This window comes from Bradyrhizobium sp. USDA 4451, assembly GCF_054822585.1.
In genome coordinates this window covers 7,859,421-7,873,031 of record NZ_JBTRCH010000001.1, presented here as the reverse complement: position 1 = coordinate 7,873,031, position 13,611 = coordinate 7,859,421, and the positions used below count along the sequence as shown (strand labels likewise).

The window sequence follows — 13,611 nt, the reverse complement described above, 5'->3', positions numbered from 1 at the left end:
CGGCGACAAGCCGGCACGCGCGCTCAAATCGTCGCGATGCGTATGGCGGGCTCAGAGTGGGCCGCCGTGCCGGATGGGTTCGAGGAGCGGTCAGAGATCTGAATGACATCACTCGAGGCACTATCGCGCAGGGCTCCAAGCTGTTGAACGGCGCTCGTCGTCTCTTTGCTGGGGCGGTTTTGCTCCAGGTCCATCGATGAATACAACTGAGGGGGAATAGTGTGACAAGACAGCGCTCTTTGCTGACGCCTGGTCCATTGTCGTTATCGCTGGACGTCAGGAGCCAAATGCAGCTCGACCTTGCATCGCGCGATTGCGAGTTCAAGGAAGTAACCGCCCGCATGAGGCGGCTGATGCTCAATTTGCTGGCAAATGCCGATGACTATTCGGTGGTCCCGATTCAGGGCGGCGGCTCTTTTGCGATGGAAGCCGCTCTATCTACATTCGTGTCTTCAGCCCACAAGCCGCTCGTTTGCGTAAATGGCATCTATGGCGAGCGCATATACAAGATGCTGCGGCTATGGGGTGTCGAAGCGGTGACGCTTGCCAAGCGCGCGACCGACCCTTTGGACCCTCAGGAAATCGGCGAGCATCTGAGCCGAAATCCCGGCGTTACGCACCTGTGTTTCGTGCATTGCGAGACCACGACCGGCATCGTCAATCCGCTGGATGCGATCGTGGAGGAGGCGAGGCGGCGGGGCGTTAAGACGATCGTCGACGGGATGAGTTCTTTTGGCGGCATCGATATTGACCTGAGCAAGGGGGGGGCTGACGTCCTGGTCACGTCGAGCAACAAGTGCATAGAGGGGCCTCCGGGAGTAGCGTTTGTGATCGCCGCTCGCGAACTGTTGGAGAAAGCGGTTCAAGAGCCGAGGTCATTTGTGCTCGACGTGAGAGATCAATGGCTCTCGCTGGAGCGCACAGGTGAATGGCGTTCGACACCTCCCACCCATATCGTTCAGGCAACGACCAGGGCACTGGAAATCCTGGAGGAAGAGGGCATTCCTGCCCGCCGCCGCAGGTATGAGAAGGTCAGGGACGATCTCATCAAGGAGCTCGAGGGAGTGGTCTCCCCGCTGCTAGCCCCGAACGTGCAGTCACCGGTCTGCGTTGCGTTCGTTGCGCCGTCGGGGATGGCGGATCAGGCAGCATTCGATGGGCTGTATCGCCACCTGGCGAGCCACAACCTTTACATCTACTCCAAGCTGCACGGTGCGACGCGGAGTTTTCGGGTCGGTTGCATGGGGGAAATTCAATCCAGTTGGATCCAGCAGTTGGGTTGCGCCTTCCGGACATACTTCCGCCCTGGTCAGGGTGCGGCAGCGCGACCAATATCCGCCCAGGAGACATCCCAGGCGCTCGCCAAGGTGCCGCCTCGTGTGGCAGCGGGCGCGCAGGTGCCATGGTCCCCCGAGACTGCCGTTCTGCACGCGGGTTACCGCCGCGACCCGGTGACGAAAGCTGTGGCCGTGCCGATATATCAGAACACGGCGTATGAACTCGATGGCGATCTGAACCACATTGCGGACGTCTACAACGTAAAGGCTGATGGGTTCACCTATACAAGGATCATCAATCCGACGACCCGCGCGCTGGAAAGAAGGTATGCGGCGGTCGATACGGGAAGGGACTCGCTCGCCGTCGCATCAGGGCAAGCGGCAACCTTCCTTGCCATCGTCAACCTGGCAAGCGGGCAGGTCGGGGATAATGTCGTCGCCTCGCCCTATCTGTATGGCAATACCTGGAACCTGCTCCATAACACGCTGAAGCGTCTTGGTATCAGCGTCAGGACGGCGGACCCTCGAAGGCCTGAGACATTCGAGCGTGCCATCGATGATCGCACGATATGCCTGTTCGGAGAGGTGATTTCGAACCCCTGTCTGATTCCGCTCCCGGTCAAGCAGCTGGCGGAGATCGGTCGGAAGTACGGCGTTCCCCTGGTGGTGGATAATACCACGACGCCACTGGTATGCCGGCCGTCAGATCTCGGTGCTGCGATCACGACATACTCCGCGACGAAATACATATGCGGCCATGGCACCACGTTGGGCGGGCTGATTGTCGACAATGGGAAGTTCAGCTACCGGGGAGCCTCCCGCTTTCCGTTGTTCAACGGTCCTGACGAGGCGCATGGCGGGATTATCTGGCGCAGCGCACTCCAGGATGTCGACGATCTTGGAAAAAGCGAGTTTCTGCTGAAGGCTCGCATGACTTGGCTGCGCGATACGGGGGCTGCGATCGCTCCGTTTGCGAGCTTCCAACTGATCCAGGGGCTTGAGACGCTGCCGCTTCGCATGAAGCAGCACTGCGCCAACGCCAGGGTCGTCGCAGACGCTCTCAAGAAGCATCCAAAGGTGCGCCGTGTCTTCTATCCGGGGCTTTTCGAAGGCGCCGATCGGGAAACCGTCGACCAGACGCTCAACCCGGCATATGGGCACGGCGCAATGGTCATGTTCGAGGTGGAGGACGAGCTGGCCGGACGCAAGTTCATCCAGAACGTCGACTTGATGTATCACGTTTCGAATGTGGGGGACGCCCGCACCCTGGTGACGCATCCCGTCTCCACGACACACACAACCGTTCCACGGGAGAAGCGCGAGGCCGCGGGCATATTTGGCGGTTCGATCCGGCTTTGCGTCGGCATCGAGGACGTCGACGACATTGTCCGCGATCTGCACAAGGCGCTCTCCGCAATCTGACAACCTAGAAGGTGATCAGGAAGGGATTCTCATGAATCAGCCAGAAGCTTGGAAACTGAGGTCGTCACGCTATGAGGCCGTTCCATTCAGCCGCGAGATCAACAGGCAGCTCTCCGAGCTGAGGCCCGATAACATAACGGGTGCTGCGTATATCGCGAAAGACTACGTCGTGATCGCGGCGTGCACGCTCGCGACCGTGTCGGTCTCATGGTGGTTGTATCCGCTCGCGGTCCTTCTGATCGGCGCCTACCAGCGCGGATTGACGACGATCGCCCATGATGCGGCCCATCGCACGCTCGCGAAGAACACCACCTGGAACTACGTTCTCGGGATTCTGTTCGCTGCCTATCCTTTGTTCCAGCGCCACTGGGCCTACCGGATCTCACACGTCTATTTGCATCATCCCTATCTCGGCGACCCGGACAAGGACCCTGATCTGAAGTTCTTCCTGGCCAATGGTGTCTACGACGTGCAGCCGCCTGAGCGGTACGCGTTCAACCTGATCTGGAAGCCGATATTTGGCGGTGCGACGGTGGCGTACCTGAAGTATCTCTGGACCAACCGGTTTTCGATCAGAGACGCCGAGGACGAGAGCCGCTCAGGCATACTTATCGACAAATATGGCTTCTATCTCTTCTGGATCTGCATCCTGGGCGGATCATATGCCCTGGGGCTGCTCCACATCGTGATCCTGTTCTGGATCGTGCCCTATCTCACCACGTTCCAGGTGCTTGGCTGGTTTGTCGAACTCGCCGAGCACTCACCGATGTGCGAGACCGAGACGCAGAACGTCTATCTGACCAGGAATCGCAAAGGAAATTTCCTGGAGCGGGCCATCCTGGGGCAAAACCTGGATGAATATCACCTCGAGCATCACCTCTCGCCCGGCATCCCGTTCTGGCTGTTGCACAAAGCCCAGAAAATCAGGATGCAGGATCCGGCTTACGCAAAGGTTGCCGCAAGCTGGGGAGGGCTCTTTGTCAAGGGGCCGCAAGGTCAGCCGAGCGTCATCACTCAGCTGAAGGAGCGAAACCGCCGTCTGTATGAGCAGTCTATGCGCGGTGCCAACACGAGCGGACAACCCGCGTGACGTTGCAACGGCCAGACAAAGCCCGCGCCGTGGTCGGCATCACCTCGAACCGTCTGTTGGTCGATGGCGTGCATCGCGATTGGTTGCGGCGCAAGTACGTCAAGGCCCTGCTTGATCATGCGGGAGTGGCGTGCGTCATATTGCCAACGATCGACGCTGAAGATGCGTCGGTTGAGACCGGACCCGCGATCATGCGGGCTCTCGACGGGCTCATGTTGACAGGAGACGAATCCAACGTCGATCCTGCCGTTCTGAGGGCGCCTACGTCCCGTCCGAGGGCTGATCAGGAGGACATCGAGAATGGAATCCGTGATCGTCCCCGGGACAGGCTATCCGGGGTAGCGATCAGGAACGCCATTGCCCAGGGAATGCCGATCCTGGGCATTTGCCGCGGTCTGCAGGAGCTCAACGTCTATTTCGGCGGCACACTTCGCTCATCTCTTAGCGAGTGGAGTCTGGGAAGTGGCCAGATGCACGCCGAGAAGACAGACCGCCCGAGAGATCGCCAGTACGATGTCGCGCATAGTATCAGGGTATGTCCGGACGGTGCGCTCTTTCCGATCGCGCGCACCGTCGAAGCACAGGTCAACTCCCTTCACAATCAAGGCATAGAGGTGCTGGCCAGTGCGCTAAGACGGGAGGCGTGGGCGCCTGACGGTCTGGTCGAAGCGGTCTCGGTCGTGGGCGCGCCGACGCTGCAGATCGCGGTGCAATGGCACCCTGAATGGCACGCCTCAACCGATCTGCTGAGCAAGCGACTATTTACGGCGTTCGGAGAGGCGTGTCATGCGTACGCCGAACAAAGACGCACGAGAGGTGGACAGTGACATTTCAAACCAAGCGCGGTCCGCCCAGATCGAAAGGGGAGTTCACCGGAACCGACGCGCCGGCATGGTTCGGGGGGCGCGCTGCGCCGCGACAGCCTCAAACGAACGGCGGGCGATCGACAAGCCGCTTCGCTCTGGGAGTTCTCTTTGTGGCGCTTTACGTCGTTCTGAGCGCGGCGGGCGAGGTGTATGCGGCATCGTATTTTCAGCAGGCAGACCTGTTCGTCGCTCTGTTGGTGTCCTTTGCCGCGGTATGTCTGTCGTTCAATCTGCTGGCTGGTCACGGGACGGGCAAGGCAAGAGTGACGAAGCCCGCGCTCGTGGCTTTTGTGTCGCTCAATCTCGTGACCGCGATCAGCTGGATCGGATTGTTTGTCGGCCTGAAATACGCCGAACCTGCCATCGTCGTCGCGTTCATGGTGGCGCTAGGACCCGCCGCGACGGTGTGGTTGAATGCGCTGATCAGGCGGAAGGGTATCCCTCCAACATCCGACATCGTCGTGAGCGCCACGATTGCGATGATTGGCGGCTACATGATCTGGATCTCGGTCAGCGGCAATGCGGGCGTGCAGTGGGGACCGCAATCGTCCTTCGGCATCGTCCTCGCAATCGTGGCCGGCCTATCGCTGGCGCTTACAAATATACTGGTCAAACTACTGTTCGATTGCGGGTTTTCCGGCCGACAGGTATTGGCGCATCGGTTCTACGGAACGATTCTGCTGTTGCTGGGACTGGTCGACTATTCCTCCATGATGCTCGAGATCTCGCAACATTGGCGTGCGATCGCGGCGATTGGGCTTTCCACGATCATTGTTCCGCTGCTCTTGATCCAGGAGGGCATCCGCCGCGTCGAGCCCTTTACCGTCAACATGGTGCTGTCCACCGCCCCTGTCATCACGTTCCTGTTCCAGTACTTCGATTCTCGTATCGTGCCTTCGCTCCACACGTTCATTGGAAATGTTCTCATCACGATTGTCGCTGTCGGCAACGTCTACTCGCAATATCGGAGGACCGCATGAACGAACGCAAATGTGTAATCGTCGACGCATATTCGACTGGCAGATTTCTACCTGAAGAGTTCAGGCGGTACGGAATTGGAACGGTGCACGTGATGTCGGCTGCAGAGATCCCAGCCATCTTCCAGTCGCATTTCGACGCGGACCTGTATGATGAAGTCATTCGTCCCCGCGAATGCATGGCCCACGACGAGATCGTTGAATTTCATCTTCAGGCGCTCCGCGGCAGGGAGCTCGAGTTCGTTATTGCGGGGTCCGAGACCGGAGTTGAGCTCGCCGATTCCATCTCAGAACGGCTGGGGTTGCCTTCGAATGGCACGGCTCTGTCAGCCGCCCGGCGTGACAAATCGCGGATGTCCGAAGCGTTGGCCGCAGCAGGCGTGCGATCGATCAGGCAGGTCGTGTCAGACAACGCCGTTGAGATCGCTCGCTGGAAACGTCAAGAGAACTTCGATGAGATCGTGATCAAGCCGCTGAACAGCACAGGCACGGAGGACGTGTTCTTTTGCTCGGCTGATGCGGATGTCGAGCGCGCTCTGGCTGCCATCGTCGGAAAAACGAACCGGGTCGGAGCGTTCAATGAGCTGGCGCTTGCACAGGAGAGAATAAAGGGTCAGCAATATACCGTGAATGCCGTCTCGATCGATGGAGAAGCGTTCGTCACCGAGGCCTGGACCTATGAGACCGTTCCCGTCGAGGGCGCGTCATCGGTCTGCTCACGCGAGTGGTTGCTGGGAGCCAGGGAGCCAATCGTTCTGGAGCTGTCCGATTATCTTATGCGTGCGTTGCAGGCGCTTCGGATCGTCAACGGACCCTCGCATGCAGAGATCATCGTCGATGATCGCGGACCAGTGTTGGTCGACTTCGGAGCGAGGCTGCAAGGATCCATGTCAGCAAAAGCCCGGACCATGGCGTTGGGTGACAATCATATGTCGCTAACGGCCTGGCGGTACGCAAAACCCAAGGAATTTGGTGAGTGTATGAGGTTGCGTGGGGCCTACAAACGACAGGCTCATGCGCTATGCGTCTCTTTGATTTCCGATATGAGCGGTGTCGTTGCCGGATACTCCGGATTGGCTGCAATCCGTAACCTCGCGAGCTTCGCTGATGCCATCGCATTCGTTCCCATAGGCCAAAAGCTGGTCCCGACCATCGACCTAGTGTCCACACCAGGCATTGTGTACCTCGTCAACAACGATTTGGTACAGCTTGAGGATGACTATCGCCAATTGCGTGCGCTGCGGATGAACCAGGTGTTCGATCTGATGGCGCAGGAAGGCGGCGAATGACCGACATCCGTGGGGCCCGCGCGAACTCAGCTCGTGCGGCGATGATTGGCGTAAGTGACTTTGACGGCATCCTTCGAGGTAAGCACGTCCTGGGTGAAGATCTCTCGGACGGGGATAGAGTCGTCAAGTTTTCTGAAGCGGTGTTGGCGTGGGATTGTGCGGACCGGGTCATTCCCGCAGGATTTACCAATAAGCCGCTCTCAGCATTTGGAGATGCCGATCTGCGTGTTCTGTCTGGCACCGGCCGTTTGGTGTCCTATCTCGGCGATCAGGATCTCTACCTTGCGGAGTTTATGGGCGCACATGAGGACATCTGCCCGCGAGGTATCCTGCGCAAAGTCCTGAAAAGGGCAGCTGATCACGGATACGGCTGCACGGCCGGGTTCGAGTTCGAGTTCATGCTGTTCAATGAGAACGCCGATACAATTGAGGACAAGCCGTTCGGCCAATGGGCTCCGTTCACGCGAGGTCCTTTTGGTTACTCGATTGCGCGCTCTGTCGCGCACCAGGAGCTGTTCGGCGAGATCTTGGCGCTTTGTGAGAAGGCCAGAATACCTCTCAGCGGCTTGCACTTCGAGACAGGGCCGGGCGTGATTGAAGCATCACTTCATCATTGTGATGCCCTGGAAGCTGCGGATCGAGCGATCATCTTTAAGGCAATGATAAAGGCCTGGGCGCAGACGAAAGGCATGATGGCAACATTCATGGCCAAGGTTTGTGAGGAGTGGCCTGGCCAGTCGGGCCATATTCACATCTCGATGTCCTCTGACGGTCAGAATGTGTTCTACGACAGTAACGCGTTTCGCAACCTCTCAAAGATCATGAGGCAATTTCTCGGCGGACAGCTGAACTACATGAATGAGTTCTGCGTGCTCGCCGCGCCGAACTTCAATAGCTACAAGAGATTGGTCCCCGGCTACTGGGCGCCGGTCTGCCCAAGCTGGGGAATTGACAACCGCTCCTGCGCGGTGCGGGCCATTCCGGGAGAGCCGTCTGCACATCGCCTTGAGTACAGGCTGGCTGGTGCAGACATGAACCCATATCTCGCTCTCTCATGCGCCATCGGCTCGGGCGTGCTGGGCGTCGAGACAGATGCGGACTTGCCGGCTTCGATCGTCGGTGATGCAAGCATGGAAATGTGTCCGCGCTCCGGAAGGCTGCCTCAAAGCCTGTCGGAGGCAACATATCGGTTTGCAGAGTCGCCGGCGGCCAATGATGTGTTCGGAGAAAGGTTTGTCGAGGCCTTTTCCTGCTCCCGGCGCTGGGAGTGGGAGGCCGTTCAACATCGGGTGACTGACTTTGAACGTCGGCGGTACTTCGAGATCATCTAGCTGTTCGTGTTCTTGGGTATGGCGGTCGTTGCGCTGCGGTTGATCAGGGCCATGGCGCCCGTCCGGGACAGCCGCGCAAGTGCACGCCTGGACCCTTCCTTTCCCTCGCCGTCCTCTCGGAAGCTGGCGACCATCACAACTAGCTATCCGTATTGCTGCGCCTTAGACTAGATGAACCTCCGGCCGCAGGGCACGACCGGAGGTTGGCCCCAACAGGGCTTCGCGTCAGTGCCGCTTGCCGCTTATCGGCGTGCTGGTCGCAGTATCGTCAACTGCCTCATCGTCGGATGCGTTGCCGTCCGCGGCATTCTTTGCGCCCTTGGTCGACTTCCTGCCCGCCTTTGCACCCGTGGTCCTGAGCTTGGGCGGGGAGTCCTCGTCATCGCTTATCCCGCTCTGTATGCTTGTTCCTTGCACGCCTTTGCGAGCCTTGGCGTCCGCAGCAAGGCTCTGCGCAATGACTGGGTACGCAAGGAAAGTTGCAAGGCCGCATGCGAGTACAGAGGTCTTCACCAATTTCATTCGTGTCTCCTGGATCGATTTGCTTGCGACGAACGATTTCGGCTCAACGCCGCGCCGTTCGCCTGCACCGCTTGCATCGCGTTAAGTGTATGAGCAGCGCGGCTTCATCTAATCTCTCTTGTGTGGTCATCGTTTAGGAGATTTGGGGTAAATTCGCGAAGTTGTTGTCCTACCTGTAGCGATAGAACATCCGGATCGTCGAAACCCTGCTCACGACTGAGTGGACGAGTCTACGATCTGCGCTGCTGAAGTCGCCGACGTCCCCGGCCGCGGAGATAGACGCACGCGACTGGCGGCTTTGAAGTTCTCACGTCTGGAGTCGTCTCAAGGCAGCCACCGCGTTTGTCGTCGAGCTTGTCAGCATCCTGTAAGCTAAGCTCGGCAGTCTACCGCAATCCGAAGGCCGGCTTTGGCGGTTCTCAACGGGAGACTAGGTATGGATTCTATTGAGCGAGCTTCGTCTGCGCGCGCAATGCCAACAATCATCGAAGATGAGGAAGTCCAGCATCCGAGGACGGAAGCCTTTCCATCAGCTGGTCCAACGGATTTTCGCCAGCAACCAGCCGCGCTGAGAAGAGTCGGGTCATCCAACGCGTGCGACAATTCCCTGGGCAGTATGTCGCAGGAGTTTCGCGCGGTGCTGGCCGGGATAGGGGAGCGTCGCCCGGAGTCTCGCTTGAATCGTCCCTATCGTGAGTCTGTGTTGCGCGACGGTCCTCGCTTTGTACGAAATCCGTCGGAGGGCGGCCCCACCGACGGCCTTACGGGGATCGTCGACCGCAACGGCATTTTAGATAGCTCGGGCGGCATTGCCTCCGAGGCGGATATTAACGAATATCGGCGGTGGTGCCTTGCGCGGTTGGACGCCAATAGGCAGGGAGCTTCGGCGGAGCGGTTGCCGCCTGCGTTGCCCGACGATTCTCGCTTTGTGCGGCATGATAGCGCCCGTGGACCGACCACTCCGGGTCAACAAGCCGCCTCGTCAGGTTCAGTCGATGCCGTGCGTCATCACGAAGCGCAGACTCTAGGGCGTCGCCACGACACCGTCGACACTTTCGATAACTTTATCGAGAGCCGAGATGATACCAGCGACAGCGCGGGTTTCACTGCTTCAGAGGAGAACCTGCGTCGCCAGCGCGCCCTCCTCGAGGTGACGCGGCCCGGTGCCGCCCCGAGACAGAGTACGCAGCGACGACTCAACGGTACGCGAAGTCGCCCACGTATTCGCGATGCAGCGCGGCCAACAAGCCGGGCCGTCAGTCGTGGGTCCGTTCCGCGGCGGCTTTCAGAATCAAGAAGCGGCCGGACCTTCGTCTTCCGCCGAGCCTTCGCGCCATCAGCGGCGACTGGATCACGCAGTAACAGGGCCGATGAATGACTCCGGGCATCTAGACTTCGGCCCTGTTGTCGGCCCGAACTGGGTCCATCGCGATCAACCGGCCCCTGCTTCCCTGATTCTTCAGTTACATCAGCGCGGCTTACTGCCGAGTTCGAGCCAGCGACAGACGACGATCGAGATCAATAGTGTGGCCTATACAGTCGTGCGGGGGCCGGGAGGGTCACGGGACATTCGCGTTTTCCGCAATCGGTATGTTCCGCCTCCGCAATCTGGCATCGTCACGCCGTGAGCATCCATGGACCGTAGGTGCTGGGTTCATCGCCGTCTCCCTGCGGGAGCGGGCTGTCGGCTCACGCTGAAACCCCGGCTTGCGCCGGGTTTTCACCCTTCGGGCTTCCATCCCTGACGGGAGCTGCGGCGACGCGGAATCTCTTGGGCCTCAGCGGCCGATGAAAAGGGAGAGGCAGAGTGGAGTGGCCTTGGCCATGACGGGTTGAAGGCCGGAGGAGAGTCTTCCGGCGCTCGTCATGGAGATTGCTGCCATGAATACGCAGATTGTTGATGCCGGCCGCGTTGCGAGCGGCGGATACAGAGTGGATGTGAGCCGCGGCGAGCGCGTCGGTCGGGTGTCCTCGGAGTGGTTCTCCCGCCCGGCGGATGAGCGTTACCTGTCGCTCGATGAGCTAGCCCGCACGGTGCACGATCGCGCGAACCGCAGCCGGACGCGCGTGGTCGAAAGCGCGCTCATCCATGTCGACGCAAGCCGTGCCGCCCCTGAGCGGCTGACCTTGATGTTGCCTGGCTCCGACACGCCGGTTGCGCCGACGCATTGGAGCTTCGGTCAGCTTGCGAGCCAGGTTGGCGCGCCGGCCGCTTACCTGCGGCAGCTCCCTGCGTCACTCGCAGCCATCAACCTGCAATATGGCTTGAACGCCAATCGCGTCGAGCAGATCAAAACGCTCGAGACCGAGGACAGCCGTGTTGAGCTTCGCGCTGTCACCGGCCCCGACTATGGCCGGATCTACGACCACGAGCTGGTCGAGGCCGTACAGCGCATCGCCGGCAATGGCACAGGCGATACACGGTGGAAGGTGCCCGGTGTACTCGACTGGTCCAGCGGCATCTACAATCCCTGTGTCGACATTTCGAAGGCCACGACGACCCTCTACGCATCAGACAGGGACGTTTTCCTCTTTCTGGTCGATGACTTGAATCCGATCGAAGCTGGTCGTCTTCGCGACGGCTCGCCCGACCTCTATTTCCGAGGCTTCTATTGTTGGAACTCGGAAGTCGGCGCGAAGACGCTCGGCATGGCGAGCTTCTATCTTCGTGCGGTTTGCCAGAATCGCAATCTATGGGGCGTGGAAGATTTCGAGGAGATCACCATCCGCCATTCCAAATACGCAGCCTCACGCTTTGCTCACGAAGCAGCGCCGGCGTTGTCGAACTTCGCCAACTCTTCACCAATGCCTTTCGTCAACGGCATCAAGGCCGCTCGCGAGCGGATCGTGGCCCGCAGTGACGAGGATCGCAACGAGTTCTTGCGCCGCCGCGGCTTCTCCAAGGCGGAGACAGGCAAGGTGATAGACGCAGTGCTGGCGGAGGAGGGGCGCCCGCCTGAAAGCATCTTCGACTTCGTGCAGGGCATCACCGCCGTCGCGCGCGACAAGCCGCATCAAGATGTCCGCCTCGACATGGAGACCAAGGCCAAGAAGTTGCTCGACCGGGCGGCCTAATGGCAGCCAGGCCGGAGATCCTGGTCTCCGGCCTGGTACGTCTACCCTTTCCATTCACGAGTGATGGGCGCTGCTCTCTCGCTGTCGTGTCCATCGCGGGCTGACAGGTCTTGGCTTCGGATTCTTGCGCGATCGAGACCCGCGCATGGGACTGCGACGACGACTGCGGAATATCTGGCTCCTCGCGTCAACACGATCGGCTGACTCATACAATTGCCGCCACGAACCGCCGTCGTGCGTGCGTTCGGCTTCGCGTCCAGTCAAACGTATTGCCTCGGGGACAGTCAACATAACCGCCTCTGCCACCGCCGGCGGCCATTTCGAGCTTCATCTGATCCGGGATGTGAACGGCGCGACCTGGTTTGTTCCGATAGCGCGGCTGCCGCCAACGAACGCCATTTGCCGCCGAAAGCCAGAGCGAGAGCTGGACAGGCTTGTCCGCGAACGGGTTGGAGGCCGAGAGAGAGGCTCCCGGCCGCCCGGTTCGGAGAAGCTGACATGGCAAGCGCCGTCTGGAAGATCAAGCTGTCGCCGTCGCGCGACATCCTCTTAAGCAAATTCGTCTTGAGCCGTTTCGTTGAGCGGGAGGGCGCGTGATGGTCTTTGATGTCTCAGAATTGGTACGCCGCCTCGCATGCGAGGCCGAGGGCGTATGCCGACGCTATCTGTCCAATGGCAAGCGGGTGGGGCGATACTGGGTGGTCGGCGATGTCCGCAACACGCCAGGACGCTCTTTGTTCGTGCGGCTGCAGGAATCGACGAAGGGACCTGCCGGAAAGTGGACCGATGCCGCCACCGGAGAACATGGGGACCTGCTCGACATCATCCGCGAAAGCATGGCTTTGCGCGATTTTCGCGAGGTGGCCGAGGAGGCAAGACGCTTTCTAACGCTACCTCATTGCGAGCAGCAACCCGCCCCGAATGCCGTCAGTCCAGCAGCGCGAGCCGGATCGCAGCAAGCCGCCCGTCGCCTGTTTGCAATGTCCAGCCCCATCGACGGTACCGTCGTCGAAGCTTATTTGCGGCGTCGCGGAATGGTCAGTATCCACCATGGCGGCAGCTTGCGCTTCCATCCGCGTTGCTATTATCGACCGGACGAGCATTTGCCGATGGAAACCTGGCCAGCGATGATAGCCGGCGTCACCAATCTTGATGGGCAGATCTGCGGCGTGCATCGCACCTGGCTCGATCCGAACGGCTTTGATCGCATCCGGCTCGGCAAGGCTCCCATCGACACTCCACGGCGGGCCATGGGCGATCTGCTCGGTAACGCTGTTCGTTTCGGCCCGGTGGATGATGTGCTTGCTGCCGGTGAGGGCATCGAGACCATGCTGTCGCTGCGCTGCGTCCTGCCGACTTTGCCGATGGCTGCTGCGCTTTCGGCCAATCATCTCTCAGCCATGTTGCTGCCGCCTGGCTTGCGTCGGCTCTATATCGCCCGTGACGCCGATGCCGCCGGAGACGCCGTACGGGCCATCCTTACCCGGCGCGCGGAGGACGCCGGCGTCGAAGCGATCTCGCTGTTACCTCGGCTCGGCGACTTCAATGAAGATCTGCATATCTTCGGCCTTGAGGCTCTCCGGGCAGCGTTGCGGTTTCAACTCGTTCCTGACGATGCCGCCCGCTTCCTGCGCTCCTCCATGATCGACGCCGGGTAGTCGCGGTTGTTCGACCGATGGCGAAAGATCGGTCATAGCCGAGGCCAATTGGCGGTGCGGACGGGACCTTCGGCCTTCTAGTGGGCGATCGGACGGCAAGCGGT

Annotated in this window: 9 protein-coding genes; 8 read left to right on the top strand and 1 reads right to left on the bottom strand. The window is 60.0% G+C overall.

Annotation, left to right across the window (positions count from 1 at the left end; all coding sequences use genetic code 11):
- Positions 1–287: 287 nt before the first annotated feature.
- From ACVMB0_RS36880 to ACVMB0_RS36855, 6 genes are all read left to right on the top strand, one after another.
- Positions 288–2,699: a 2-aminoethylphosphonate--pyruvate transaminase gene (locus ACVMB0_RS36880; protein ID WP_461349357.1), complete on the top strand. Its 2,412-nt coding sequence runs from the start codon at positions 288–290 to the stop codon at positions 2,697–2,699.
- Between the two features lie 31 nt (positions 2,700–2,730).
- The gene (rtxC, locus tag ACVMB0_RS36875) at positions 2,731–3,789 is read left to right on the top strand and encodes a dhydrorhizobitoxine desaturase (RefSeq protein WP_461349356.1); all 1,059 of its coding nucleotides are present in this window, start codon (positions 2,731–2,733) and stop codon (positions 3,787–3,789) included.
- Entirely contained in the window at positions 3,786–4,616 is an 831-nt protein-coding gene (locus tag ACVMB0_RS36870) for a gamma-glutamyl-gamma-aminobutyrate hydrolase family protein (protein WP_461349355.1), read from the top strand. Before rtxC ends, ACVMB0_RS36870 begins: the two co-directional genes overlap by 4 nt.
- Positions 4,617–4,765: 149 nt before the next feature.
- Positions 4,766–5,635: an EamA family transporter gene (locus ACVMB0_RS36865; RefSeq protein ID WP_461349354.1), complete on the top strand. Its 870-nt coding sequence runs from the start codon at positions 4,766–4,768 to the stop codon at positions 5,633–5,635.
- Entirely contained in the window at positions 5,632–6,921 is a 1,290-nt protein-coding gene (locus ACVMB0_RS36860; protein WP_461349353.1) for an ATP-grasp domain-containing protein, read from the top strand. The genes ACVMB0_RS36865 and ACVMB0_RS36860 overlap by 4 nt, the downstream gene beginning before the upstream one ends.
- On the top strand, positions 6,918–8,252 hold the full coding sequence (locus ACVMB0_RS36855; protein ID WP_461349352.1) for a glutamine synthetase family protein: 1,335 nt from the start codon (positions 6,918–6,920) through the stop codon (positions 8,250–8,252). The genes ACVMB0_RS36860 and ACVMB0_RS36855 overlap by 4 nt, the downstream gene beginning before the upstream one ends.
- 225 nt (positions 8,253–8,477) lie before the next feature.
- On the opposite strand, the gene ACVMB0_RS36850 is transcribed toward ACVMB0_RS36855, so the two are convergent.
- Entirely contained in the window at positions 8,478–8,774 is a 297-nt protein-coding gene (locus ACVMB0_RS36850) for a hypothetical protein (RefSeq protein WP_461349351.1), read from the bottom strand.
- 1,881 nt (positions 8,775–10,655) lie between these two features.
- Here ACVMB0_RS36850 and ACVMB0_RS36845 point away from each other — a divergent pair.
- Complete coding sequence (locus ACVMB0_RS36845; RefSeq protein ID WP_461349350.1) at positions 10,656–11,849, top strand: DUF932 domain-containing protein; 1,194 nt, start codon at positions 10,656–10,658, stop codon at positions 11,847–11,849.
- Positions 11,850–12,445: 596 nt separating this feature from the next.
- The gene (locus ACVMB0_RS36840) at positions 12,446–13,507 is read left to right on the top strand and encodes a DUF7146 domain-containing protein (RefSeq protein WP_461349349.1); all 1,062 of its coding nucleotides are present in this window, start codon (positions 12,446–12,448) and stop codon (positions 13,505–13,507) included.
- Positions 13,508–13,611: the final 104 nt, after the last annotated feature.